Genomic DNA, 26,052 nt, shown 5'->3' on the forward strand with positions numbered 1-26,052 from the left:
CCGTTACTCCAGGAATTCGACTTAATTATGCTGAAATGGTAAAATTGGAAACAGGAAGTACTAGCAATAGAGTTGTGAAAATACATGAAAATGCGTTCGGAGTGATTAGCGTGGAGATCCATGCGAGGAATGGCAAAGAACAACTGATTTCGCCCGAGTGGCTAGAGTGGAGAAACGATTGCGTGCATTTTGCGAAGCTGCGAAATTTCTTGCTGGACCGTTCAGGACTTCCGGGTCCACGGGCGAATCTCGGGCTGGCGAAATCCTTTGCCAATAGCTTCGTTAAGCAACCTCCCAGCGAAGCCATGTGGAAGCTTCTGCTGGAATGGGCAAATCTGTCGGCAGCGGAAGCTCCGACGAACAATTCGGGAGAGTTCTTACCCTTCTGCTCTGTTCTTGCGCTAGGAGCGTACTATCTCCAAGCTGCGGGAGAGCGCAAGCTGGAAATCGTTGCCGTACTGAAAGAGACAATGAGTGATTCAAGGTGGAGAATTCGCGAGAGCGCCGCGAGCGCCCTGCAGTCTATAGGTGAGCAATCGTTCCAGCAGCTTCAAATCTGGTTCGAGGAGTGGCTGGAGGACGCAAACTGTCTGGAAAGGCGCGCTTTCGTCGCGGCACTGGCTCATCCTCCACTTCTGAAAGACCGGAATCACGTGCATTTCTGCCTATCGATAGCCGAGCGCATTTTGGACGATTTTGCCGACCGCAAGCCGGCAGCAACCGACGAGGAGGCCCGCATATTATCCACAGGCTTGGAGTACGCCATCAGCCTATTTGTGGAGAAGGAGCCGGAGAGAGGCTTCGCTTTGTTGAAAAAATATGCGGTGTCGAATGACAAAAGGATGAAAAAAATCATTAAATCGAACCTGAGCAAATCGCGTTTGTGCAAAAAATACGCCCCCCAGGTCGAGGAGGTCAGTGCTCTGCTGTAAGCAGGATCCACAGCTCTCATCCGCCGCCGAAGAAAAATAGTGCAGGCGCCCCTTTAATCATTGCATAAACGGTTCCGAACCGTAAGCGTCAAATAGCCCTCATCTTGATAGCAAGGTGTGGGCTATTTGACGCTTAGTGTGTCCTGAAGAAAAGCAGCAATGACAGGAGGGAATACGCAGCTTTTCGTGCTTTACAAGAGATGAGGGTAGGTCCCTCAGAATCGACATTCAGGTGTAGATTCTAAACCGCCATTGGGTGCTGCAAACAAAAGTTACTTCGATGACTCGCCGTTTTGGCGACAAGCGTGTTTATGTGCTGCTCAACCGAATTATCGTACAGCGCCCTATCCAGAATGTTAACAATTCGAGGACTGCCGCGGGGTACATCGGCGGGCAGACTAATTGAAGTAACGGGAGGATAGTTTAATAATTAACTCAACTTTCGCAGCTTAACTCCTTGAATAAACACTTGATATAACAGGGGAAACCAGCAATCCATTCCTGTAGTTGACAGAATACAGACCGCTTGTTCCGTTTTGTAGTCGCGTCGGCCATTTTCTGAAATAGAGCCATTAATTGTTGGAGAGCAGATTGAAAACCCAAGTCACGAACTTCATCGGCGTACAGAAAGAACAGGCTGCCCCTTCTTTATATATTTACTCCAAACAGGTTCCAACTTCCCACTTGACAACTGATAAGGATGTCGAGCAAAATCTATAATAAAGTTGTCTAGAGGAGTTGACGTTGTGATGCAGGCTAAATATGATCAAGTTAAGCAGAAGCTGGAGGAAATGATCAACAGCGGGGAGCTGCGAATCGGCGAACGGATGCCTTCGGAGCTGGTGATGGCCAAGGAGTTCGGCGTCAGCCGCGAAACCTTTCGTTCGGCTGTTGGCGTGCTGGAGCAGGAAGGAAGGCTTCTCATCAAGCACGGAGTGGGAACGTTCGTGATCCAGCCGCTGCCGCTCATCCCAAGCTCGCTTGAGAAGCTATCTAGTATCGGCTCGATGATTCAGGCCGCCGGGTTGGATGAGGGCGAGGAACGCGTTCGGCTCAAGACGGAAAGATGCACGCCTGAAGCTGCAAAAGCGCTGAGCATTCAGCCGGATGATCCGGTTATTATGCTGGAGCGGTTTCGTTCGGCTAATGGAGAGCCGGTTGCTTATTCGATCAACGTCATACCCCGGCAGATCGCGGGGGATCGCTTCGATAACGGTCAGTTCGGAGGCTCGCTGATGGAATTTTTCGAGAAGCAGCTTGGCCGTAAGATCGTGACGGCCGATTCGGAAATCAGCGCGCCGCTGCACATCGACCGCAATTGCCAGCGACTTCTCCTGCACCCGCAAACGACCGTGCTGCTGCTGAAGCAGACTCATTATGACGAAGTCAATCAGCCTGTCTTGTACTCGCTGGATTATTTGCGCAACGATGTCTTCACATTCCGTATAAGACGCATGATCTAGCCGATTTGACCGCGAAGAGCCCGTTCTTTTTCTACAGAGCGGGTTCTTTTGCTTTTACAAAACATTTACATCTATTTGACAATCGGCGAATACTATTACGCTATGATATTGACATAGATGTCTATACCTCTTTGAAAAATAGAAAGATAATGTTCATTATAGATGATTGGGAGGCTTTACATGAAAATTCATTGTCTCGGAACCGCAGCTGCAGAAAGCAACGATCTGCTCAATTGTTTTGAATATATAAATAAACGATAAGGGGATGGGTAGCATGGACAGTGCTGTAACTCAAACGATCAAAAAGCTCGATAAAAGAGTAAATTACAGAAAAACAAGCAAACAAATAAAAAAAATAATCAAGCCTTACTTGTTTATGTTGCCATGTTTGCTGTTTGTTATTTTGTTCACCTATTATCCGTTCGCCAAGACGGTCTACTTGGGATTTACTTTGGTTGATCTGAATGGAAACCCGGTTGAGTTTGTTGGTTTCGAAAACTTTATTAATCTTTTCAAAGATAAGATGTTGATCAATACTTTGAAAAATACGTTGGAATATACGGCGATAACGATTCCCGCTACATTTTTTATCAGTTTGGCTTTGGCACTTTTAGCGGAAAAGAAGAGAAAAGGAAACCACATATATCAAATTATATTCGCACTGCCAATGGCTGTATCCATGTCTTCGGCAGTCATGATATTCCAGCTACTTATGAATCCGACAATCGGTATGTTTAACTATTTGACAGGTTTAGGCATCGACTGGTTTGGCGATGAAAAATATGCGATGGCAGGCATTTCGATACTTAGCGTGTGGATGGGACTCGGATTCAGCTTTTTGTTTTTGCTTGCGGCGCTCCGAAATGTCCCGTCAGAATTGCTGGAAGCAGCAGATATGGAAGGCTGCAACTATTTTCAGAAGCTGGTAAGCATAAAAATGCCCTTAATATCTCCCACTATTTTTTTCTTGATTTGTACGGATTTGATCAGTTCATTAATGGTTTTCGGTCCCGTATGGATTACCACGAAAGGTGGTCCTATGGGATCTACGGAAACGATGATGTACTGGATGTATATCGAGGCGTTTGAGAATGCGAAATACGGATACGGATGCGCTGTAGCAGTCTTAATATTCGTAATTGTTATGCTGGTTACTTTGCTGAGCTTTGTATATGAGAAAAAAGGAGTTCATTACACATGATGAGATCCAGGTATGTACGCGAGCCGTTAATGAACATTATTTGTCTTATTGTAGGATTGATTGTCCTCTTTCCAGTTATTTATTGCGTGGGAGTAAGCTTTATGAGCGCGTCTGACCTAAGCTCCTATCCTCCCAAATTATTTCCAAGCACCTTATATTGGGATAATTACAAGACGGTGTTTACGTCTACGCCTATTCTCATGTTTATGTGGAACTCCTTTTTGATCGCGTTTATCGGAACGATTGGAAGATTGATTACAAGCAGCTTAGCGGCGTACTCCTTTGTTTTCTTCGATTTTAAGGGCAAACATTTTTGGTTTTTAATTATTCTTGGAACAATGATGATTCCGGGCGATATGCTCATTATTACCAATTACATTACAGTAGCGAATATGGGATTAATCAACACCTACGCAGGCATTATGATTGTCATGATCGCTTCGGCTACGTTTATGTTTATGCTGCGGCAGCATTTCAAAACAATGCCGAGGGATTTCAGGGATGCTGCGTTTGTCGATGGCTGCGGGGATCTACGTTTTTTTCTGAATATTCTGCTGCCTATGTCTAAATCGGTATTGGCATCCATATTTATCGCTTCTTTTATCGGGCTGTGGAATGCTTACTTGTGGCCTTTATTGGTTACCAACACCGAGCATATGAGAACCGTGCAGGTTGGAATTACGATGCTCCAATTCGAAGAAAGCATGGTGTATGGTCCGGTAATGGCGGGGGTTACGGTCATTTTGATTCCATCGGTATTTATTTTCCTGGTATTCCAGAAGCAATTGGTACAAGGAATTACATATACCGCAATTAAAGGATAGGAGGAGTTTAAGTGAGCAGAGCTTTTACAGTTATGACATTCAATTTGCGTATGGCAGTATCTACAGACCCTTATGTGTGGGAGGAAAGAAAGCATTGGGTAACCAAAATCATTGAGGACGGGAAGCCGGATTTGATCGGTACGCAAGAAGCGACGGTTCCCATGCTAGATTGGCTAAAAGGCCAATTCCACGGAACCTATGACGTCTATGGGGTTAACCGAGCCCGTTCGGAAGAGACGGGGGAATTCAGCGCTATTTTTGTTAAAAGAGACAGCTTTTCCATCCTACGAAACGGTTCGTTTATGTTGTCGCAAACTCCGGATGTGATCGGAAGTTTGGGTTGGGATGCCCAATGTGAAAGGATTTGTTCTTGGGCAGAGCTTGCTTTTAACGGCGAGACAAAGTCCGCGCTAAGGTTTTTCAATGCTCATCTGGATCATATAGGCAAGGTGGCTAGAACGGAAGGGTTGAGACTGATTTTGAATAATATTCGGGAACAGAACCTGGATATGCCATTGCCAGTCATTCTAACTGGCGATTTCAATGATACTCCAGAGAGTGGATTGCTCGCAGTGATCAATGAATTCGAGCCTATGACAAGTTGCTTCGACCTCATGTCTGAGGAGGAGAAGAAACATAGCAGAACGTTTCATGGCTATCAGGGGGGCACGGAAGGCAGCCCTATCGATTACATTATGAGTAGTCAAGGTATTGACTTTAAATCCAGTGCGATTGTGAGAGACAAGGTTGAAAATGGGTACCCGTCGGATCATTATCCGATAGTGGCGCATATGGAAATGAAAGAAGATTAACCTGCCAACTCAGACGCAGACCAAGCCCTGATAGGTTAATATAAAAAAACACACATAACATTTAGGAGGAATTAGGAATGAAGAAAACCATTGCAGTACTAGCCGCATCGACCATACTAATGGCTGGGTGTGGGGCGAAAACCGACACAGTCGCATCTACCAAGGACGCTAGCAGCAGCGCGGTGACTAAAGTCAGCAATTCCGGATCTGTTAATTTAACATTTTGGCATGCCATGGGTGGCACGAATGAAGGTGTGGTTAAAGAAGTCGTACAAAATTTCAACGACACGATAGGCAAGGAAAAGGGTATCGTAATTACGCCGGTATTTCAAGGCGGTTACCAAGATTTGCTGAAAAAAGTAAAAGCTGCCGTTCAGGCGAAGGATACCAAAAACTTGCCGGATATCGTACAAGTTCCTGCATCGGACACTGCATATATCAAGGACGTGCCTAGTATCATCTGGGCGCAATCTATGATCGATAAAGACCGGTCTTTCAATATAGCGGATTTAGAACCAAATAGCGTTTCTTCCTTCAGCTTCAAAGGCAAATTGGCGGGAGTTCCGTTTGCCAACTCTACAGTTCTGTTGTACTACAATAAAAACATGTTTAAAGAAGCGGGGTTGGACCCGAATAAACCTCCTAAAACCATTGATGAAATGGGCCAATACGCCGCTAAGATGACGAAGAGAAACGGAGATCAAGTATCGCAATGGGGTCTTTCCGTAACGCCGGACCAATACCACTTATCGAGCTGGATCGGTATGCAGGGAGGCTATATTGGTAATAACAAAAACGGTCGTGAAGATACAATGACCAAAGTAGAATTTGATTCGAAAGGTACGATGAAAGAATTTCTAACCACTTGGAAAAAGGCTGTTGAATACGGCGGTATCCAAACTGGTCCTGAAGTAAAAACGAACGAGATCTTTGCTGCAGGAAAGTTAGGCATGTTCCTTAATTCTACATCAGGAGTAAAAGGAACGTTAGCTGCGGTGGGCGATAAATTTGAAGTAGGTACCGCGTTCTTGCCTAGCGTCCATGAAAGTGACAAAGGCGGAGTAGCTGTCGGCGGTTCGGCGCTGTACTTGGTGGATAGAGGCGAAAAATCGAACATCGATGCTGCATGGGAATATCTTAAATACAGCACTTCTCCAAAAACACAATTTACATGGCATACAGGTACGGGTTATTTCCCGGTGAATAAAAAAACCTATGATTTGCCTGAAATGAAGCAGCATTTGGATAAAAATCCTTTATTTGTAACAGCAATCGAACAACTGCACGCCTCGTCTCCGGAAACTCAGGAACCAATGAATCCTGTCTCTGGTGAATTCAACCGCGCGATAAAGGATGAAACACTGGCCTATGTTTCAGGCAAAAAAGATATCGACCAAGCAATTAAAGATATGGCCGCAGCATCCAACAAAGCTTTGGAAGACTACAATAGGGTAAATAAAAAGTAATCCTTCAATGGCAGCATGAATCAGCAACAGTTGGATAAGCTGTGCAAGGATGTGTTTCAGCCTGGATTCACCACGATTAAAGGGTTAGATCATGTGGAGTCTATGGGCAATGAGGAAGCGGTATTGACGCTCGAGATGGACGGCAATGCGATGAACAACTACGGATTGATACCTGCCGATGTAACGCGGGTCATCCAGTCAGCCCTTCGCACGAGCCCGGTCGGTGCACTGAAGGTGGACGGTATCATGCGAATGGTTCGTGTGACGAGCGATATCAACAGCATTTACAACCTGGAAAACATAAAGGTCAACACAACAGCCGGGGATACGCTGCTGCTCAAGCAAATCGTCAAGATCAAAGCGATCACCGAGTCCAAGTTCATCTCGCGTTTGAACGGACAACCGTCGATCGGGGTCATTTTGTACAAAACGAATGGAACGAACTCGGTTGAGTTTGCGAAAAATGCGGATGCGATGACGGCCCAATGGGAGAAGCAATACCCAAGCATTGAATTCATGTCGATCTCGAAAAACTCCGAAGTCGTTCAGGAATCGATTAACGGAATGGTCAAAGAAGGGGCCATTGGAGCTCTTCTAGCCTCCATCATGATTCTCGTATTTCTTAAAAACTTCCGTATGACGATCATTGTCCTTGTCTCCATTCCTTTATCTATCCTGATTACGCTTTTGATCATGGCACCTTTGAACATTACGCTCAATATTATGACTCTCGGCGGCATGGCTATCGCGGTCGGCCGTGTTATGGACGACAGTATCGTCGTTATTGAGAATATATACAGCGAGCTGGTCAAAACGCATGAGCGAGGCGAATCGGTCATTATTAAAGCTACGGAGCAGGTCGCATCCGCGATTACGTCCTCGACATTGACTACGGTAGGGGTATTCGCTCCGATTGCCTTCGTTGGAGGAGAGCTCGGTGATATGTTCCGTCCGTTCCCGATCACGTTGTCGGCTGCTTTGCTGTCGTCGCTGATCGTCGCAGTAACCGTGATTCCAATGCTTGCCAAGCTGCTTGTACTCCGTTCGAAGAACATTAAGCATAACGATGAGCACAAGGTCGGCAAAGTAGAGGCCGGTTATTTGAAGGCGTTGCAATGGTCGCTTAACAACCGTAAAAAAAGTATGCTTCTTGCTTTATTAGCATTTGTGGTATCGATTGCGGGCACCGTTCCGTTTCTTGCCAAGGAGTTCATGCCCACCAGCAATTCCGATAAGAAGCTGAGCCTTAGAGTCATTTGCCGAGAGAAACTTCATTGGATACGACGGACCAAATCGTCAAAAGTATCGAAGCAATGATGAGGGAGACGAAGAACGGCGTGGACGAGCCTGCGTTCGAATACATGCAGTCGCTCATCGGAGGCGGAGGAAGCGAAGCGGTCAGCTATCGGTTCTTGTTTAATGCCTCGGCTACCGATGGGACGAATGCGAGGGCACTTGTCGATTACATGAAGGTAAAGATCGCCGCTATGGTGCCGAAAGAAAGTGAAGTTCGTGGCAGCATTGTCAGCTTTGGCGGAGGAGGAAGCGGCATTGACTTCTCTTACATGCTGAGAGGCGATGACGTGGATGAGCTCATTAAGGCGGGCGGAATAGTAAAAGCGAAGATGAAGGAAATTCCGGGCTTTCTTGATGTAGAAGACAACTTGAGCGTAACAAACAAGGAAGTGGAAATTGCCGTCGACCAGAACAAAGCCCGCATGTACGGCCTCTCTTCCGGACAAATTATCGAATCCATGCACTCCTGGCTGGCCGAGCAAAAACTCGGCGATTTGAAGTTTGATAATGTAACCTACAATACGAAAATTATGATGGATACCAGCTTCACGCTGCTGATTGTGCCGATCGTTTATGGAATGATCGAAAATATGAAGCTTAGCGCGGGACGTCTGTTCCATCGGAAAAAAGCGAAGGAAGCGCCGCCGACGCCTTCATAAACAGTGAAATCGAGTAGATAGGGGCGGCTAGCCCCTGACCTCTCACACCACCGTACATCAGACTGTCTAACAATTATTAAAAATATCTATTTTGGGCATGAAAATGGATTTCCTTTATCGAATCTCTGTATCTAAGGAGATGAGCGCATATGCCTTTTATTTCAGGTGAAGATAGACATCAGATTCATTTACTGCCCTATACGTTGGAAGACTTTGTAGAAGAAGAAAATCCTGTTCGAGTTATCGATGCTTATGTGGATAGCTTGCCCCTAGAAGAATTGGGGTTCCAGGTGTATTCAGGCTCTAAAGCGGGGCAAAAACCTTACCGTCGACAAGAGCTTCTCAAGCTCTATCTTTACTGCTATATGAACGGCATTCGTTCCTCTCGCAAGATGGAAATCGAGACGAAAAGAAATACGGAATTGATGTGGCTCATTGGTAAGCTCCAGCCGGACCACGGCACTTTATCTGCTTTCATGAAGAGTAACCAAATGGCCATAAAAAAACTGTTTAAAGAATTTACCTTAATGTTAAAAGGTTTCGGGTTAATCAATGGTCAACTTGTCGCCATTGACGGCACAAAATTAAAGGCGGATTGCTCTAAAAAGAAACACTATAATGACAGCATTATCTGTAGGAAACTTGAGTATATCGATGAAAAAATCGATGCCTATTTGCGCGCCTTTCTAACAGAAGACAATCGCCTCAAAAAACAGGAAATCACTGAAAAATTAGAGGTCTATCAAGAGAGAATGCACGAGCTGCAGGTAATGAAACAAGAACTCAAGGAAACCGGGGAAAACCAGCTCTGCATTACTGATCCCGATGCCAAATCAATGAAAACCAACGGGAAGCACGAAGTTTGTTTCAATGTTCAAACTGCGGTGGACAGCATGTATAAATTGATCGTGGACTGCGATACGGTCAATGATGTTAACGATCAAGGGCAACTGTCCAACATGGCAAAGAAGGCAAAGCAAGTTTTCCGTGATCAAAAAATTACAATTCTGGCCGATACAGGTTATTATAATTATCTTGAAATTATCGACGTTGTCGACGAAAACACCGAACTCTTAATAAAACCATAGAAGGGAAAGCACGACAAAATAGCTAACGGATTTGATAAAGAAAACTTTGAGTATGATGCCACAAACGATAGGTATATCTGCCCATTGGGTTATGAATTGCCTTTCAGATGGAATGGAAAACAGGATGGGAAAGAGTACAAGCGTTATACCTGTGAAGCCTTCGATATTTGCGGGCAAAAGGATCCCTGCACGACTGCCAAAGGCGGAAGGTCGGTAACCCGACTGACGAACGAAGAATTGATCGAACAGGTTGCTGAAAATACACGTAGTCAAAGTCAAGTCTATAAACAAAGAGCAGCAATTGTTGAGCACCCTTTCGGGACGATAAAACGTCACTGGGGGTATACTTACTTTTTAACACGAGGGTTGGCATCAGTAGGCACTGAGACCAATCTAATTTGTCTTGCCTATAATCTTAAGAGAATGATCAAAATAAAGGGAGTGAAGGAGCTCATACGTCTCTTTAGAGACCGAGCTTATTCGATTTTTATGATGCGCAACGTTAATTTGAGCAAAATTGCTTAAATCCATGTGTTTAAGGGTGCTCAGAAATCAATTGTTAGACAGTCTGACATGCGGGTCCGCATACGGCGGTTCCTAAAGGTTAACGAATTTCCAGATAACGAGCCGTTAGACTAAGCAGCCCTTGATCTTTCCAGTAGGAAAGGTTAAGGGCGTTATTTATGTTTCGGGACATTTCCCAACATCCTCGGCGTGAATTCGCCATCTTCCATGCTGCCCATTCAAGTACACCTAGGGCACGAAGGTTCCTCAATCTACACGGAGATGTAAACCATACTTATCGAGTAGGGGGAGGCGGCTAACCCCCGTCCTCTCACACCACCGTACATGCGGGGTACGCATACGGGGTTCCAAAAGGTTAACAAAGCTTCAAATAACGCCCTACCGGACATGGGGTACACCTCCGTAAATGTTTGCAGGAGCAGTAATAACTTTCATCCGCTTTTATTTTTGCACCAGAACCTGAAGATCTTAGAAAAGCATTGGATCGGCATGACGGGAAGGTTTTACTTTTGCCCAACCATACAGGTATCCATAAGTTTTTTCTATGAGAACAAATAAGAAAAATGTATTATATTTATGTTTCTGTCTGTACTATCATTGTAAGTGAAAGAGAAAGCGCATACATTAGTAGGGACGAAGAGCGGTGGAATGAGTGGCTTGATCGCTCGCCGAAGTAACGGAAGGAGCCGTGCATATGGAAGATTTACCCTCAAAGCATAATTTCGAAGAGGTGATCAAACGCAGAGGCACAGACGCAAAAAAACATAACGTTTACCCGGAAGATATCATACCAATGGGGATTGCGGAAACGGATTTTAAATGCCCTCAGCCAATCATCGATGCAATGGTCAATAGGGCGGAGCATGGGATTTACGGATATCCGTTAAACAGCACAAGCTTTAATCAAGCAGTAATAAAATGGCAAGGGGAAAGGTTTGAGTGGGAAATCGAGGAGGAATGGGTTGAGTTTGCTCCGGCTATCGTGACGGCGCTCGTCACTGCGATTCAAGCATTCACACATCCAGGTGATAAAGTTGTTATCCAGACGCCCGTCTATCATCCGTTTCATTCCATTGTAACTAATAATGGGAGGATTAAGGCGGTCAATCAATTGATTTTGAAAGACGGAAAGTATCTTATTGATTTCGAAGATCTGGAATATCGACTAAAGGATCCGCGAACGAAGCTGATGCTATTGTGCAACCCGCATAATCCGGTCGGTCGGGTGTATACCCGTGAGGAATTACTGAAAATTGGCGAGCTATGCTTGAAGCATAATGTCATAGTAGCATCGGATGAAATTCATTCGGATCTTGTTTACTCAGGCCATAAACATATCCCGTTTCCGACTTTGTCTGAGGAATTGCAGCAAATCAGTCTTGTTTTTATTAATCCGAGCAAAACTTTTAATCTTGCAGGGTTGCGCACGGCAGCCGTCATTACACCCAATCGTTTCTTGCGCGAAACGTACCGTGAAAGAGTTCTCAGCAACAGGGTGGATGGGCGCACCGTGTTCGGCACGCTTCCTTTTGAAATTGCCTATAATGAATGCGGCTATTATGCGGATCAGATCGTCGAATATTTGGAGCAAAATGTGAATTATTTACTGAAGTATTTTGAGGAAAAGATCCCCGCTATTAAAGTGATACAGCCGGAAGCGACTTATCTGATTTGGCTTGATTGCAGAGATTTAAGGATGACGCAGGAAGCCTTGAATCGGTTTATGCTTGAACAAGCAAAACTTGGCTTAAACGACGGTATTTTGTTTGGCGAGGAAGGAAGAGGCTTTATGCGCATGAATATTGGCTGCAGAAGGGCTGTATTAGAGGATGCATTACAGCGGATTGAGAATGCGGTCAACGAATTGAGTTGAAACAGCCTTACGTCGAGGGGGAACTTATGAAATATGAATGGAACCAAAGCTGGCTGGCTGGTAGGTTTGCCGGAATACAAAGAAAGCTTCTTGTCACCGTACGCCAGCTTAATGACGAACAGCTCAACTGGCGTCCGAACCCTAGCAGCAACAGCGTATCCAACCTGATTCTCCATATGAAAGGGAATATTCAGGAAAGAATCGAGCAAGGAATACTCCACCAAGAAGTACAAAGAAACCGGAGCCTAGAATTTTGTGAACTAAATATACAAAAAATGGAATTAGAACGGATAATTAGTTATTATTTCGATTTCGCGATACATTCCGTCGAGCACCTTTCCACTGAGCAATTGGAACAAAAACAAAAAAACAAGGGGAATGAAATCACAAATTTGGAATTGCTTCACCAGTGTGCGGTGCATTACTCGGAGCATACAGGGCAGGTTGTATACATTACCAAGCAACTATTGGGCGACAAATATGCAAGTGAATAAAACATAGGATCCATAAACTAACTGTCTTGAAAGGAAAATGTTGATGTCGAATAGGTCGCTTTCCGAAATTATAGCTGATTTTACTTTAAATTTTACTTTGGATGCTGTCCCTAAGGAGGTACAGGATTACGCCAAGCTGATGATTATTGATTCCATGGGAGTCGCGATTGCTTCCCATCATTTGGAGGATACCGAAATTGTCAGAAAGGTGGTAACTGGATTTAGTGGCAAGCTGGAAAGTACATTATGGGGTACACAGCAAAAAGTGAGCATGGCTGATGCCGTTCTGGCAAACGGTGCCATGATCCATGGCTTGGATTACGATGACACCCATGTGGCCGGTGTCGTCCATCCGAGTGCAAGCGTGGTTAGCACAGCACTTTCTGTGGGCGAGGCGGTGGGCGCTGATGGAAAAGATATGTTAAGCGCAATCATTTGCGGCTGGGAAATTATTATCAGGCTTGCGCTTGCGGCCAAAGGGAAGTTCCACGATCACGGCTTCCATGCTACAGGTATAGTGGCGCCATTCGCGTCCGCGTGTGTAGCAGCTAAGCTCCTGAAGCTGCCCCATAATGCATTGGTGAATGCATTGGGGATTTGCGGCAGTCAGGCCGCCGCCTTGCAGCAATTTTTACACGACGGCTCGTCAGTAAAAAAGCTGCATCCAGGCTGGGCTAGCCATAGTGCCATTTATGCCTTGATGATGGCGAAGGAAGGGATCAGAGGGCCGCACAAAATATTCGAGGGCAATTACGGGTTATATGCATCCCACCTAGGAACAATTGAAGGCGTAATGGAGGCGTTTGATGACTTGGGCCAAACGTGGCGGACTACGGAAATATCGGTAAAGCTGTACCCGTGCTGCCATTTTATCCACTCCTTTATTGATTGCGTAAAATACCTGCAAGAGGAGCACGGCTTTGCCGTAGATGAAATACAACGGATAGAATGCCGGACAGAGAAGCGGTTTGCGAAAGTCGTCTGCCAACCCGAGGAGGCGAAAAAGAGGCCCGTTTCCGATTATGCCATGCGATTTAGTTTGCCGTATATCGTTTCCATGGCGATTTTAAAAGGAAATGTGAGCCCAATGCAGATAGATATGAAATATCTCGATGACGAAAAGGTTAAGCAGCTTATAGATAAATTTGACTGCATCACGGATGAAACGACTCATAACGTTGGCCACTTCCCGGGTTGGGTCAAGATCATGCTCAAAAACGGCGCTGAATATTTGAAAATTCAGAAGTATGAGCGGGGAGCCGCCGAAAATCCGATCAGCGAATATGACGTTATTACCAAATTCAGAAATAATGTTAGCGTTCATTTGGATCAGGAGAGGACCGAAAGGCTGATGGATAAATTGAAACGGTTTGATCAACTTGCAAATATAACAGAATTGTTGAACGATTTGCTCATTGAGCATAAAACGGATATGGAGGAGAATGTATGTCAATAACGACCAAGCTAGCTCAATTTTTTGCGGAAATGGAATACGACAATCTACCGGCAGCCGTCATTGAAAAATCGAAGGAAAACCTCATCGACAATTTAGGAGGAGCTATCGGCGCTATTATGGTTCCGGATGTTAAAGGGAATGTGGACGTATTTCATCGTTACGATCAATCGAACGACTGTACGATTTGGGGAACGGACAAGAAAACTTCCGTAACAAATGCAGCCTTATTGAACGGGATTGCAGCTCATGCGCTTGAAATGGATGACTTTCATCCGTTGGCCAAGATCCATATGGGGACAGTCGTCGTTCCGGCGGCAATCACTTTAGGCGAGTTTCACCGGATATCAGGAAAACAATTGCTTGCAGCTTTGGCTGTGGGTTACGAAATCGGTATTCGGATCGGTATGGGCGTAGGAACGTCCTCTCACCGGATGAGAGGCTGGCACGCCACATCGACGATCGGAATATTCGGGGCGACGCTTAGTGCAGCGAAAATTATCGGTATGGATGTGGAGCAAACCGTAAGCGCCTTAGGTATAGCCGGTACTCAATCGAGCGGCTTGTGGGCATTTATGGAAGACGGTGCAAGCAACAAAAAGCTGCACGCCGGACACGCCGCCGAATGCGGGATCAAGTCTGCTTTGTTGGCAAGTGGAGGGATGACCGGACCAAGGGCGATTCTGGAGGCAAGTGATGGCGGCTTTTACCGGGCTACCTCAGATGAATATAACTTCGATATCGTTACCGAAGGACTTGGGGAAAATTACGAGCTTATGCGGGTAGGAAGAAAGCCGTACGCATGCTGCCGAAGCATGCACCTCTCCATCGACGGGGTTTTGGAGGTACGCAAGGAGTACGCTATTCAGCCGGAGGATATTGTCAAAATTGACGTTTTCACTTATGAAATAGGGGTGAAGCAGTGTGGCATTTTCCAAATACCGCAAAATGTGTTTGAAGCGAAATTTTCGATTCCTTACGGCATTGCCGTTGCCTTATATGATGGAGCAGCTTCGATCAGGCAGTTTGAAGAAGAAAGAATTACGGATCCGAAGCTTTTGGAGCTGGCCGGGAAGGTAAATGTCTACAGCACGGAGAAATACACAAAGGAATATCCGCGCAACTGGGGCTGCGAGATGAAGATTTACACCCGTGACGGAAAAGAGATTACGAAGGTCGTGTGGAATGGAAAAGGAGGTGTGGATAAACCGCTGACAAGGGACGACTTGATTCTGAAATTCAAGAGCTTGGCCGGAGTTGCTTTGCCCGAATCTCGAATGGATGAGATTATCCATATGATATTCAACCTTGAGGAAGTATCCGACATCTCACAACTTACCGCTTTGCTAAAGCCTTAATCTATTAGAGGTCAACGCTTCCGGCTGCGGGGTTTGGTGCAGGCGGGGGCGCCTCAATATAACAACGGCGTCATCAAGTAAGAGGAGGGGTTTTCTTTGAAACAGTTAAAAGCAGGTATGCTGCTAGGTATTCTTTCGATGGTAATTTTGTTGGTCTGTGCTTGCGGCAAGCAAGCTGTGGTGGCCAGCCAGCAGGGCGGGCAGCAGGTAAAAGTCGAGGAAAAGGTGCTGCGAGTGGGCACTTCGGGAAGAAGCCTACCGATGTCTTACAAAAACGACAAGCAGCAGTTAGATGGATACGACGTTGAGGTTATGCTCGAAATAGCCAAAAGAATCGGCTATAAGGTAGAATGGACCACGGGTGAATTCAGCGGATTGTTCGGAATGCTTGATGCCGACAAAATCGATACGATAGCCAATCAGGTCGAAACATCGAACCAAAGAAAAGAAAAATATTTATTCAGCGCACCGTATGTATATTCCGGCTCGCAGTTAGCTGTAAAGAAAGGGAACGAGTCTATTAAATCACTTGAGGATTTAAAAGGAAAAAAAATAGCTGTGGGACTTGGGACAAACAAAGAACAGTTTCTGCGAAAATTTGATACCGATAAGAAGGTAAGCATGTCCATCGTCACCTACGAAGATCCAAGCGGTATTGTATATGATGTGGCGAACGGCCGGGTCGATGCTTATATAGTGGACGGGGCGAGCGGACTTATTAAAATTGAAGTGTCAGGCTTGCCGTTGGAATTGGTTGGAAAGCCATTTGAAGACTATATCATAGCCCATCCTTTTGTGAAAAATGAAAAAAATAAAGAATTGGTTGAACTATTCAATAAAGCGATCGAAGAAATGGCCAAAGACGGCACATTATCTAAGCTTTCCATGAAACATCTCAAACAGGATGTAACCAAAAAGAAATAACGGCCAACTTGGCTAAATAACATCTGGGTGGTGTAACAAAGTAGATGAAAATTGATTTCGAATTTATGCTAGGCCTCTTCCCCAATCTGTTGAAGTATGTTCACATTACGCTCGGAATCGCCATTGTCGCCATGATTATTGCCATTATCCTTGGCTTAGTATTGGCGATTATTACGAAAAATAAAGTGAAAATTTTAAATCCGATAGCCAATGTCTATATTTCTTTCTTCAGAGGGACCCCGACAATCGTACAGCTTTTTATTTTTTACTTTGGTCTGCCGCAATTGATCCCTGGTTTCAGCATCATAAATGCGATAACGGCAACTATTATTGCTTTGGGAGTCCGGAATTCTGCATTTTTATCCGAGGTTTTCAGATCAGCCCTTACCTCTGTAGATCCGGGCCAGCTTGAAGCCGGCTTGTCTGTAGGAATGACGAAATGGCAAGTCTTAAGACGAATAGTATTGCCGCAGGCGATGAGAATAGCAATACCGCCGACAGGGAACTTCTTTATCATTCTGGTGAAAGAAACCTCGCTGGCGTTCACGATCGGGGTCGCGGAAATATTCGCACAAGCTAAAATGTCCGCCGCAGCGACCTATAAATTTTTTGAAAGTTTTTTGGCGGTCGCCATCATGTATTGGATTATAACGATTATATGGACGATTTTACAAAAAAAGATCGAAGAAAAGGTAAATAAACCGTACCGTTAGGAGGCAGACATGATAATAATTGAGCATTTAAGAAAGCGCTTCAAAAACCTTCAAGTGCTGAATGATATCCAATTTAAAGTAAATAAGGGGGAGGTTATTGTGGTGATCGGCCCTTCCGGATCGGGCAAATCAACTTTATTAAGATGCCTGAATTTGTTGGAGATGCCGGAGGAAGGCTTGATTGAAATAGACAATGTAAAGGTCGACGTTCAAAAGCTAACGAAGGAGGACATGTACCGTTTACGAAAAAAATCGGCGATGGTATTTCAAAGCTATAACCTGTTTAGAAATAAAACCGCTTTGCAGAATGTCATCGAATCGCTGATCATCGCGAAGAAAATGAAGGAGAAGGACGCCCGGGCTATTGGCGAGAAGCTGCTGGAACAAGTCGGATTGAGCGATAAAGCGGATAGTTATCCATCAACATTGTCTGGAGGACAGCAGCAGAGGGTGGGAATAGCCAGAGCGCTTGCGGTTGATCCTTATGTCATGCTGTTCGATGAACCGACCTCTGCTCTGGATCCCGAATTAATCGAGGAAGTTCTGGGGGTCATCCGATCATTAGCCGACCGGAAAACAACGATGATTATTGTCACACATGAGATGTCATTTGCGCGCGAAGTCGCAGACAGAGTTATTTTTATGGCGGATGGGATGATTGTCGAAGAGGGAACACCAGAACAAATTTTCAAGAATCCGCAAAATGAGCGTACGAAGAAGTTTCTCAGACAGCTTTCAAAATCCGAAACCAATATAGTAGCTATGTAAACTGCTCATGATCATTAGAACTGTTCTTGTCCTCGTGCTCGGTTTTCAGATCATACTGAATATGACAAGACCGGTCGTCACCTTATTTGCGGTCGAAATGGGAGCAGGCATATTTGAAATCGGCGTTTTGACTGCCAGTTTCGCGGTTTTTCCACTCTTTCTGGCCGTTTATGCAGGGCGAATAGCGGATCGTGCCGGAGACAAATTGCCTATCATAGCAGGTCTTATCGGGTTGACGGCAGGAGTGGCGCTCCCGTATTGTTTTCCAACGATGTGGGCGCTTTACTTGTCACAGGTTACCGTTGGCTCATCGCAAATCTTTCTTGCCATTTCGCTGCAAAACCTTTTGGGGAATGCCTCACCTCAAGAAAAAAGAGATCATTATTTCGGCATGTTTACTACGACCGTCTCATTGGGCGGGGTCATCGGTCCCATCGCGGGAGGCTATCTGGCTGAGCATTTCGACTATCCATCCGTTTTTCTTACATCCATATTTATGGGACTTGTTCCAATTGCCCTTGCCTTTTCAATTCCATTCGCGAAGCGGTGGAAACGAGTGAAGCGACAGCCCGTTGGAAGCACGTTTCATTTGTTGAAAATGCCGCTGTTGCGCAAAGCGTTGCTATCCAGTGTACTCGTGACCTATTCCCGTGACATTTTTATAGCTTATTTTCCTTTATTTGGTAATCAATTGGATGTTTCCGACTCGACTATCGGATTGGTCATCGCCTTCCAGGGATTGACAATGGTCGCCGTTCGCTATTTCCTGGGCAAATTAACGGAAGTGTTCAACCGTAACCACATCCTGCTGGTTTCGATCATAGTAGCGGGAATTTCGTTTTTGCTTATCCCCGCTGCCGACAGTGAATGGAAGCTTATCGTTTTAAGTGCTTTTATGGGTGCAGGCCTAGGATGCGGGCAGCCACTTTCCATGACTACCATTTATAACCATTCACCAATCTCAAGGACAGGGGAGGTGCTCGGGCTTCGCATTGCTGCTAATCGACTGTCGCAGCTGATTGCCCCTTTATTTTTCGGTCTGATCGGTTCTTGGACCGGAGTGGTTTCAGTGTTCTATATTAGCGGAGCTTTTCTGGTCGGAGGGTCGGTTTTCATTACATCGAAACCGAGCGGTTCAAATCACAACATGATGGAGGAATGATTGTATGGATCAATTTATTAAAGTTCCGTCTGTGCTTATGAGAGGAGGAACGAGCAAGGGCCTTATATTTAAAAGTGTGCATCTTCCATCAGATCCTGTCTTGCGGGACAAATTAATCACCCGGATTTACGGAAGTCCGGACTTGCGTCAAATCGACGGGTTGGGAGGGGGGAACCCGCTCAGCAGCAAGATGGCTATTGTGGGCCCGTCAACCCATCCCGATGCAGATATCAACTATACTTTCGGGCAGGTCAGCCTTGAACAAAATGTTATCGATTATAAACCGACCTGCGGCAATATGGCGACGGCTGTCGGATTGTTTGCCGCCGAGGAAGGCTACGTTTCATTGACAGATCCGGTTGCTGTGGTCCGCATATTTAATACGAACACGAATAAAATCATTGAGACGGAGGTGCATGTAAAAAACGGATCGATTGATTATAACGGAAATTTTGCGATAGACGGTGTTCCCGGAACGTCTTCACAAATAATGGTCAACTTTTTAGACCCCGGAGGAGCCATCACTGGCAAGCTTTTGCCTACTGGCAATGTGAAAGACCTCATTACTTTGGACAATGGAGAGCGGTTTCAAGTATCGGTCATCGATTCCGCCAACGCCGTCGTTTTTGTCAGCGCGGAAGAGCTTGGAATAAAGGGCCCCGATTTCGTTGAAGCATTCAAAAGTCGCCGGCTATTGGATACACTTGAATTAATCAGGGTGGAAGCCGGAATACGGATAGGTTTGATCGAAAATAATAAGGAGGTGACTCCAAGCTCTCATGCTTTGCCCAAAATCGCAGTTTTGGCCAAAGCACAAAATTACCATACCGCAACGGGGCGCAAAATCTGTGAGGATAAAGTCGACATTATTGGTCTGTATTTGGCGATGGGACAGCTTCATCAGGCGTTTGCCGTCAGCGGAGGTATTACAGTGGCAACGGGTTCGCAAATTCCGGGTACGATCGTGGAAGGCTTACTAAAACTTAACAAAAGAGGAATGCTTACGATAGGCCATCCTTCCGGGACGATGGCGGTAGACGTCCAAGTCAAAGAACAAGGAGGACTGTACCAAGTAACCCGCGCAGCAGTCGGCAGAACCGCACGCAGGCTGATGGATGGAGTTTCGTATGTACCCTCTTACGTGAATAACGAAAAGCATGGATGAATGATTCCCGCAGCAAGCTGCGGGAAATGAGATCCTCAGGTAGTGTTAAAACGGCTTTTCATGAAGTCGACAAAAGCCTTGACGACGGAAAGATCGAGGGTTGCATCACGGTAAATCATCCATGTCTCCCTTATAATGGGCTGGCCATCCCTCGAATACAAATGAATGGTGGACAGAGTGTCCTGATCCTGCAGGCTGATACCGGGAACGAATGCGAAACCCAGACCGTTTCTGATAAGCTCAACGCACGTTTCAACGCTGTCAACTTCCATAGTGATTAACGATGGCTTTGTAAACCTTTGATGCCACCATTTTTCTATGATATGCCTTAAATTGTAATCCGTTATTTTGTAATTGATTCGCGGAAGATTGGGCAGGTCTTCAAGATCGATAGGATCCCTAGAGGCGATGTAGAACGGCTCTTTGCTCAGTAAGAATGCTTGTTCCTGCCAATGATGGTCACCTCGAAATATGCCGACATGGACTTCTTCCTTATACACGGAATTTATTACCTCCGAGCTCCAGCCGCTTTTCACGTTAATCTCCACGTTGGGATAAAGATTGGCGAACTCCTTCAACAGCTTCGGCAGGCGGTATCTCATAAAGCTGGAGTTAACTCCGATCCGCAAAGTTCCTTCCACTCTATCGTTCATGTTTTGAATCATTTCTTTTACCCTCAACAGTTCGAGCAGCATTTTTTCCGCGTAGACGACGAGAAGCTCGCCCTGGGAAGTAAACTCCACCCCTTTCTTTCCGCGGGAGACAATACGGATGCCGAATTCTTTTTCAAGCTGTTGGATACGATACGTTAACGCTGGTTGGGAAATGTAAAGATGCTCGGCTGTTTTGGTAATATTTTTTTCTTTGTAAAGCATTTTAAGAAGATACCAATCTTTTTCCTCCATAAGGACATCCTTTCATAAAAAATATTTATGGATGGAGCTATAATAACAGGATACTTTTTATAGATAGATTATACATTACAACAATGCCTATTGAAACAATGGCGGCTCAATCTCCGCATACCGGTTTTGTTGCAAAAATTAAGAGAGAAGGTCTTGGTCTCGGCTGATTCAACAATTCTCCAAAACTTATTCTTGAGCCCCCGTATCAAGGAGGGCTTTTACGCAATCTTTCGCACCCACTCTGTATGCAGCCATAAGAGGCGTCTCACGAAAATAATTGTCATAATCACTAATGCTGGCACTAAGACGTAACAATTCTGTTACGACATCTATTTCATTATTCAGGGAGAATAATTAAATAAATCCTCGCTCTTGACGCTGAGACAGTCATTCATTATTTTGGACATAATCAAACTTAAGATTGGAGCGCGAATTATGAATGAGGCATACACCATTTCGAACATTGTTGACAGTCTTAAACAAATCAGCGGAGTAAGTGCTCTGGTTCTCGGCGGTTCAAGAGCCAGAGGAACTGAAAGCCCAAACTCCGATATTGATATCGGCATTTACTACGATTCCGAAAAAGCACTGGACATTACCCAGCTTCGTCGGTTTGCGGCTGAATTGGATGACGACCATAGAGAAAACTTAGTGACGGAAATAGGCGGTTGGGGACCATGGATCAATGGCGGCGGCTGGTTGAAAGTGAATCAGTTTGCGGTTGATTTGTTATTTCGCGATCAAAATAAAGTGTCGCATGTAATTGAAGAATGTGTCGGGGGGACTATCACAATGGATTATCAACCCGGACATCCCCACGGATTTACCAACTCGATTTATTTGGCTGAGGTAGCGTTATGCAAAGTGTTATGGGATCCTTCGAGAGTTGTAGAAAAAATGAAAAGCAGAACAACCCCATTTCCGCCCGTTTTTCAAAAAGCTACCGTCCAAAAATTTTTTTGGGAGGCAACCTTTGCTCTCGATAATGGCGCTAAAGGTATTTACAAAAAAGATTTATCTTATGTCTCTGGATGTTGCTTCAGGTCAGTATCCTGTTTGAATCAGGTTTTGTTTGCAATCAACGAAACGTATTTGATGAATGAAAAGGGAGCTACTGCCATTGCCGATTCATTCCGCATAGTGCCAAGCCAATACTTGCATAGAATAAATGAGATTTTCACTTTAATCACCGAAGATCAAGATGGCTTAAATCAAGCGATTAACATGATGCGTGAGCTTAATCAGGAGACGGAAAGTCTTATGAAATTCAATTCGTTTTTCAACTACCCTGAAAATCAAATGCACTGAGTAGCTAAAAATTGCAGCACGAAACTAAGCGCGGCTAGTGTGTTTTTTTTTAGCTGCGCCTACATTCTAATATGGGGTGGTGGTGTCATGATGCAGCGGGGTTGGATATTGTAACAGTAAAGCCCAAGTTTTCGAGCCTTCGCACAGATTGTTTAACGATCATCTCTTGCTGCCTCGTCTCAAAATAATTGGAACCCAAGTCACGGTAATTCTCGCCACGCGTAAGCAGGTAATAAGCGATCGTCATCATCGAATGGGCAACCGCGATGGCCGCACGTTGCCTTCCCTTACGGGCTGCAATACGTCGGTATTGGGCACCAAGATAGTTGTCCGACCCTCGTATGGATTGGGCCGCTTCTGTGAGAGCTGCTCGGAGATACTTGTTCCCCTTACGAGTCTTGGAAGGCTTGCGTTTACCGGCACTTTCATTATGTCCGGGAACAAGTCCGATCCATGAGCAAAGGTGAGCTGCACTTGGGAATCGGGCGCCTACATCCGTTCCGATTTCAGCAAGGATTTGTTCAGCGGTGCGACGAGCGATCCCGGGGATGGTGTCCAGTCGATCCAACTGCTCCTGAAAAGGGTCTAGCCGTTTGGCTACCTCCGTATCCAGATCCACGATTTGTTCATTAAGAAAATCGATGTGAGTCAGCATCGCTTTTAACATGAGACGTTGATGGGCGCTCATGTTACCGCGAAGCGCTAATTCCAATTCTTCTTTCTTACGCTTCAAGGTTCGACGTGCGAAGCCGGCAAGCTTTTCCGGGTCGGTTTCACCCTCGACCATGGCTTCCAACATATCCCGACTGGAGAGCCCCATGATGTCGGACACGACGGAAGCGAGCTTAATGTTGGCGCCCTCGAGCACTTTCTGAATGCGGTTATGCTCACGAGCACGTTCCTGAATTAAACTTCGGCGATACCGAACCAATTCCCGCAGTTCACGCTGAATGCGATCTGGAATGTAACTGGCTTTGAGGAGCCCATGGCGCAAAAGATCGCAGATCCATTCGGCGTCTTTCACATCCGTCTTACGACCGGGGACGGCTTTCATGTGCTGAGCATTGACGACAAGAAATTCGATATCCTCGGCCTCGAGCAGGTTGACGATTAGCTTCCAGAAAATACCTGTACTTACCATAGCCACATGGCTACAACCACGCGCGTTGATCCAGTCGATTAGCTCCATCAGGTAAACCGTGTGAGTACGAAACGTTTTAATCTCCTTTCCGTCCGGTGTAACGATACAGGCCGTGATGGACTTCTTGTGAACATCAAGTCCGCATGCTCGTTCAATGAGTACTTCCATTAAAAGTCACCTTTCTACGGCAATGAAATTGCGGGCTGGTGCAACAACCAAATGGGTTATTCTACCCTACGTGCTACCCCTAAAGGGTGCGACAGTCCGTGGTGCACCGTGGTCGTCGGAGTCAGACTAACGGATGGGTTCGCGACACCATAGCTGAACGACCTTCCTCGCCAGCCGTAAGAAGTATATCGTCGAAAACGAGCCCCATTTTCATCATCTGTGGTGCCGCGAAGCGCGGCATGGGATGCTAACGGGCAGAATTTCAGGTGCCTTTACATAGCCCAATCAAAGTGCTATGATGCAAACATGACGTTAACGTTATATTCTATCTTGGAAGGAGTGATTGATCATGGACCGCATGCGCATCGGCGAGTTGACAGAACGGGCCGGGGTTACCCAGCGCACGGTGCGCTACTACGAGAGCATCGGACTGCTTCCTTCAGGCGAGCGCGAGGGCAACGGTCATAACTACTACACGGAAGAAACGATCGCCCGTCTGCGGAAGATCGATCAGTTGAAAAAGCTGGGCTTAAGCCTCGAAGAGATTCGGGACGTTATCGAGCTCTACTTCACGGACCCAAGCGGGGTGCAGCCGAAGCGGAAGGTTCTCGGCCTGCTGCGCCGGCATATGGCCGACACAGACGAGAAGCTCGAAGCGCTTGGGCAGTTCCACGCCGAACTACAGTCTCATATCGAACGCTTCGAGCGGTGGCTCGAGGCCAATGATCGTGACTAATTTTTTTATTTTTTTTGCTAAAAACATGACGTAAACGTCATGTTTAAAAATTCGAAGGAGGTTATATTCATGAGAGAAAACATTGGTTTTATCGGACTCGGCCAGCTCGGGCTACCCATCGCTGCCAATCTGCTCCAAGCCGGTTATGCGCTGACCGTATACAACCGCACCGCGGACAAAGCGGAGCCGGTCGTTGCTCAGGGCGCGTTGCAGGCGGGAAGTCCCGCTGACGCCGTGACGGCCGGTGGCATCGTCGTCACCTTGGTGTGGGACGATGAAGCATTGGAAGACGTCGTCAGGAGCGAGGGTTTCCTGGAGAGACTGGGGCCGGGCGGAATTCATGTGTCGATGAGTACGGTGTCGCCGGATAAGGGCAGGAAGCTGGCGGACTTGCACGCGCGGCACGGCTCCGTATATGTTGAGGCGCCCATCTTTGGGCGGCCTGAGGCAGCAACTGCCAGGCAGTTGTGGATTCCCGTTGCGGGTCCGCAGGAAGCGAAAGAGCGGGTGTGGCCGGTGCTGGAGGCTATGGGAGCCAAAGGGATCTTTGACTTCGGCGAAGGAGCCGGTACCGCCGTGCTAGTCAAGCTGATCGGTAACTTCCTCATCGTCTCCGCCGCACGCTCGCTGGAGGAAGCACTAGGAATGGCCGAGCGCGGTGGGGTCGATCCCAAAGCGGCGGTCAACATGCTTACGAGCACTCTGTTTACCGCCCCAATCTATCAAAGCTATGGCAAAATGATTGCAGAGAAGTCAACAACCATCTCCCAAAGCAAAATTCCGCAGAAGGATGTCGGCCTCTTCCTGTCAGCGGCGCAAAACGTGCAATTCCCTGCTCCGCTCGCCGGTCTGCTGCTCGATATGCTGGAGGACGGGGATCGGAGCAGACAATAGACAAAGCCGATTAGCAAATTAGAAGAGGCAGTCCCAAGGTCACGAAAGTGATCCGAGGGACACCCCGCTTTTTTCTTTCATCTTTCTACCGTATGGGGAGCATATCACCGTAGAGGGATGCTCCTTAAACTTGCCGTTAGAGACAGCGCGGTGAATCGTATCGCAGTAAAACATTACGCAACGGATACGATAGTCATAATGAACGAGGCGGCCCCATTTCGCTTAACGTAGGTTACATTTGGCAAAAATGTATAGTGGATTCTACTAAAACCAAATGCAGAGCTACATTCGAAAGGAGCCGCTACTATGAAGGATTACACAAAATTCGTTGGTTTTGACGTTTCAAAAGATTCAATTTCTGTTGCTGTTGCTGTTGCAGATACAGGTCGAGGGGAGCCACGTTTCCTCGGAAACATTCCACATACACCTGAAGCTATTCGCAAGTTGATGAAAAAAATAGGCATTCCTGAGCAGTTGCATGTATGCTATGAGGCAGGACCGACAGGTTAATGGTCTTTTCAGACTTCTCATCTCCCTCGAAATTGACTGTGTCGTTGTAGCACCAACACTTACCCCTAAGCGCGCAGGAGACCGCGTTAAAACGGACCGAAGGGGTTCTTTAAAACTTGCAAAACTTCTTCGAGCCGGTGAACTTACAGCGGTTTGGACTCCAGATGAAGATCATGAAGCATTAAGAGACCTTGTCCGCGCTCGACATGACGCA

Annotated in this window: 27 protein-coding genes and 3 pseudogenes; 25 read left to right on the plus strand and 5 right to left on the minus strand. The window is 46.1% G+C overall.

Annotated elements, in window-relative coordinates; all coding sequences use genetic code 11:
• Positions 1 to 35: 35 nt before the first annotated feature.
• Both LRL21_RS30210 and LRL21_RS30215 read left to right on the plus strand, forming a co-directional pair.
• Entirely contained in the window at positions 36 to 932 is an 897-nt protein-coding gene (locus tag LRL21_RS30210) for a hypothetical protein (protein ID WP_240419475.1), read from the plus strand.
• 256 nt (positions 933 to 1,188) lie between these two features.
• A complete protein-coding gene (locus LRL21_RS30215; RefSeq protein ID WP_240419476.1) occupies positions 1,189 to 1,338 on the plus strand; it encodes a hypothetical protein in 150 nt (49 codons plus the stop codon).
• A 29-nt stretch (positions 1,339 to 1,367) separates the two neighbouring features.
• Here LRL21_RS30215 and LRL21_RS46915 read toward each other — a convergent pair.
• Positions 1,368 to 1,574 (minus strand): annotated as a pseudogene (locus LRL21_RS46915) (IS4 family transposase); the annotation flags it as partial.
• 107 nt (positions 1,575 to 1,681) lie between these two features.
• On the opposite strand from LRL21_RS46915, the gene LRL21_RS30220 reads away from it, so the two are divergent.
• From LRL21_RS30220 to LRL21_RS30260, 9 genes are all read left to right on the plus strand, one after another.
• Positions 1,682 to 2,395: a GntR family transcriptional regulator gene (locus LRL21_RS30220; protein ID WP_240419575.1), complete on the plus strand. Its 714-nt coding sequence runs from the start codon at positions 1,682 to 1,684 to the stop codon at positions 2,393 to 2,395.
• A 274-nt stretch (positions 2,396 to 2,669) separates the two neighbouring features.
• The gene (locus LRL21_RS30225; protein ID WP_240419477.1) at positions 2,670 to 3,596 is read left to right on the plus strand and encodes a carbohydrate ABC transporter permease; all 927 of its coding nucleotides are present in this window, start codon (positions 2,670 to 2,672) and stop codon (positions 3,594 to 3,596) included.
• Entirely contained in the window at positions 3,593 to 4,420 is an 828-nt protein-coding gene (locus LRL21_RS30230; RefSeq protein ID WP_240419478.1) for a carbohydrate ABC transporter permease, read from the plus strand. Before LRL21_RS30225 ends, LRL21_RS30230 begins: the two co-directional genes overlap by 4 nt.
• Positions 4,421 to 4,431: 11 nt before the next feature.
• The gene (locus tag LRL21_RS30235) at positions 4,432 to 5,232 is read left to right on the plus strand and encodes an endonuclease/exonuclease/phosphatase family protein (protein WP_240419479.1); all 801 of its coding nucleotides are present in this window, start codon (positions 4,432 to 4,434) and stop codon (positions 5,230 to 5,232) included.
• 77 nt (positions 5,233 to 5,309) lie between these two features.
• Positions 5,310 to 6,698 carry an ABC transporter substrate-binding protein gene (locus tag LRL21_RS30240; protein WP_240419480.1) on the plus strand — a complete coding sequence of 463 codons (1,389 nt, stop codon included), beginning with the start codon at positions 5,310 to 5,312 and terminating at the stop codon, positions 6,696 to 6,698.
• 15 nt (positions 6,699 to 6,713) lie between these two features.
• Positions 6,714 to 8,015, plus strand: coding sequence for an efflux RND transporter permease subunit (locus tag LRL21_RS30245; protein WP_240419481.1), 1,302 nt, complete (start codon positions 6,714 to 6,716; stop codon positions 8,013 to 8,015).
• The gene (locus tag LRL21_RS30250) at positions 7,973 to 8,653 is read left to right on the plus strand and encodes an efflux RND transporter permease subunit (protein ID WP_240419482.1); all 681 of its coding nucleotides are present in this window, start codon (positions 7,973 to 7,975) and stop codon (positions 8,651 to 8,653) included. Before LRL21_RS30245 ends, LRL21_RS30250 begins: the two co-directional genes overlap by 43 nt.
• 149 nt (positions 8,654 to 8,802) lie before the next feature.
• Positions 8,803 to 9,741 carry a transposase gene (locus tag LRL21_RS30255; protein WP_240419483.1) on the plus strand — a complete coding sequence of 313 codons (939 nt, stop codon included), beginning with the start codon at positions 8,803 to 8,805 and terminating at the stop codon, positions 9,739 to 9,741.
• Positions 9,742 to 9,825: 84 nt separating this feature from the next.
• Positions 9,826 to 10,266 (plus strand): transposase, encoded by a 441-nt coding sequence (locus tag LRL21_RS30260; protein WP_275900971.1) that lies wholly within the window; start codon positions 9,826 to 9,828, stop codon positions 10,264 to 10,266.
• 79 nt (positions 10,267 to 10,345) lie between these two features.
• Here LRL21_RS30260 and LRL21_RS46405 read toward each other — a convergent pair.
• Positions 10,346 to 10,522, minus strand: a pseudogene (locus LRL21_RS46405) (group II intron reverse transcriptase/maturase); the annotation flags it as partial.
• A 438-nt stretch (positions 10,523 to 10,960) separates the two neighbouring features.
• On the opposite strand from LRL21_RS46405, the gene LRL21_RS30265 reads away from it, so the two are divergent.
• From LRL21_RS30265 to LRL21_RS30305, 9 genes are all read left to right on the plus strand, one after another.
• Positions 10,961 to 12,139 (plus strand): MalY/PatB family protein, encoded by a 1,179-nt coding sequence (locus LRL21_RS30265; protein ID WP_240419485.1) that lies wholly within the window; start codon positions 10,961 to 10,963, stop codon positions 12,137 to 12,139.
• Positions 12,140 to 12,165: 26 nt separating this feature from the next.
• Complete coding sequence (locus tag LRL21_RS30270; RefSeq protein ID WP_240419486.1) at positions 12,166 to 12,633, plus strand: DUF1572 family protein; 468 nt, start codon at positions 12,166 to 12,168, stop codon at positions 12,631 to 12,633.
• Between the two features lie 43 nt (positions 12,634 to 12,676).
• On the plus strand, positions 12,677 to 14,089 hold the full coding sequence (locus tag LRL21_RS30275) for an MmgE/PrpD family protein (protein ID WP_240419487.1): 1,413 nt from the start codon (positions 12,677 to 12,679) through the stop codon (positions 14,087 to 14,089).
• Entirely contained in the window at positions 14,080 to 15,444 is a 1,365-nt protein-coding gene (locus LRL21_RS30280) for an MmgE/PrpD family protein (RefSeq protein WP_240419489.1), read from the plus strand. The genes LRL21_RS30275 and LRL21_RS30280 overlap by 10 nt, the downstream gene beginning before the upstream one ends.
• Before the next feature lie 96 nt (positions 15,445 to 15,540).
• Positions 15,541 to 16,368: an amino acid ABC transporter substrate-binding protein gene (locus LRL21_RS30285; protein WP_240419490.1), complete on the plus strand. Its 828-nt coding sequence runs from the start codon at positions 15,541 to 15,543 to the stop codon at positions 16,366 to 16,368.
• A 44-nt stretch (positions 16,369 to 16,412) separates the two neighbouring features.
• Positions 16,413 to 17,081, plus strand: a complete 669-nt coding sequence (locus LRL21_RS30290) for an amino acid ABC transporter permease (RefSeq protein ID WP_240419491.1) — start codon at positions 16,413 to 16,415, stop codon at positions 17,079 to 17,081.
• A 9-nt stretch (positions 17,082 to 17,090) separates the two neighbouring features.
• Entirely contained in the window at positions 17,091 to 17,849 is a 759-nt protein-coding gene (locus LRL21_RS30295; protein ID WP_240419492.1) for an amino acid ABC transporter ATP-binding protein, read from the plus strand.
• 7 nt (positions 17,850 to 17,856) lie between these two features.
• Positions 17,857 to 19,011 carry an MFS transporter gene (locus tag LRL21_RS30300; protein ID WP_240419493.1) on the plus strand — a complete coding sequence of 385 codons (1,155 nt, stop codon included), beginning with the start codon at positions 17,857 to 17,859 and terminating at the stop codon, positions 19,009 to 19,011.
• Positions 19,012 to 19,015: 4 nt separating this feature from the next.
• A complete protein-coding gene (locus LRL21_RS30305) occupies positions 19,016 to 20,176 on the plus strand; it encodes a 2-methylaconitate cis-trans isomerase PrpF family protein (protein WP_240419494.1) in 1,161 nt (386 codons plus the stop codon).
• Between the two features lie 35 nt (positions 20,177 to 20,211).
• Here LRL21_RS30305 and LRL21_RS30310 read toward each other — a convergent pair whose 3' ends face one another.
• Together LRL21_RS30310 and LRL21_RS46920 are read right to left on the minus strand one after the other, a co-directional pair.
• Positions 20,212 to 21,081 (minus strand): LysR family transcriptional regulator, encoded by an 870-nt coding sequence (locus LRL21_RS30310; protein ID WP_240419495.1) that lies wholly within the window; start codon positions 21,079 to 21,081, stop codon positions 20,212 to 20,214.
• 186 nt (positions 21,082 to 21,267) lie between these two features.
• Positions 21,268 to 21,396 carry an ankyrin repeat domain-containing protein gene (locus LRL21_RS46920; protein WP_420832506.1) on the minus strand — a complete coding sequence of 43 codons (129 nt, stop codon included), beginning with the start codon at positions 21,394 to 21,396 and terminating at the stop codon, positions 21,268 to 21,270.
• Positions 21,397 to 21,516: 120 nt separating this feature from the next.
• Here LRL21_RS46920 and LRL21_RS30315 point away from each other — a divergent pair, with 120 nt between their 5' ends.
• Positions 21,517 to 22,389 carry a nucleotidyltransferase domain-containing protein gene (locus LRL21_RS30315; RefSeq protein WP_240419496.1) on the plus strand — a complete coding sequence of 291 codons (873 nt, stop codon included), beginning with the start codon at positions 21,517 to 21,519 and terminating at the stop codon, positions 22,387 to 22,389.
• An 85-nt stretch (positions 22,390 to 22,474) separates the two neighbouring features.
• Here LRL21_RS30315 and LRL21_RS30320 read toward each other — a convergent pair whose 3' ends face one another.
• Positions 22,475 to 23,698, minus strand: coding sequence for an IS110 family RNA-guided transposase (locus LRL21_RS30320; RefSeq protein ID WP_240419497.1), 1,224 nt, complete (start codon positions 23,696 to 23,698; stop codon positions 22,475 to 22,477).
• 349 nt (positions 23,699 to 24,047) lie between these two features.
• Between LRL21_RS30320 and LRL21_RS30325 the strand changes: the two genes are divergently transcribed.
• The 4 genes and pseudogenes from LRL21_RS30325 to LRL21_RS30340 form a co-directional block, all read left to right on the plus strand.
• Positions 24,048 to 24,434 (plus strand): MerR family transcriptional regulator, encoded by a 387-nt coding sequence (locus tag LRL21_RS30325; protein WP_240419498.1) that lies wholly within the window; start codon positions 24,048 to 24,050, stop codon positions 24,432 to 24,434.
• Between the two features lie 69 nt (positions 24,435 to 24,503).
• Positions 24,504 to 25,328 (plus strand): NAD(P)-dependent oxidoreductase, encoded by an 825-nt coding sequence (locus LRL21_RS30330; RefSeq protein ID WP_024630035.1) that lies wholly within the window; start codon positions 24,504 to 24,506, stop codon positions 25,326 to 25,328.
• A gap of 306 nt (positions 25,329 to 25,634) precedes the next feature.
• Complete coding sequence (locus LRL21_RS30335; RefSeq protein WP_240419499.1) at positions 25,635 to 25,838, plus strand: hypothetical protein; 204 nt, start codon at positions 25,635 to 25,637, stop codon at positions 25,836 to 25,838.
• Positions 25,816 to 26,040, plus strand: a pseudogene (locus LRL21_RS30340) (hypothetical protein); the annotation flags it as partial. The gene LRL21_RS30335 and the pseudogene LRL21_RS30340, both read left to right, overlap by 23 nt.
• Between the last annotated feature and the right edge of the window lie 12 nt (positions 26,041 to 26,052).

The sequence above is a fragment of the Paenibacillus periandrae genome (genome assembly GCF_022458865.1).
GTDB lineage: Bacteria > Bacillota > Bacilli > Paenibacillales > NBRC-103111 > Paenibacillus_S > Paenibacillus_S periandrae.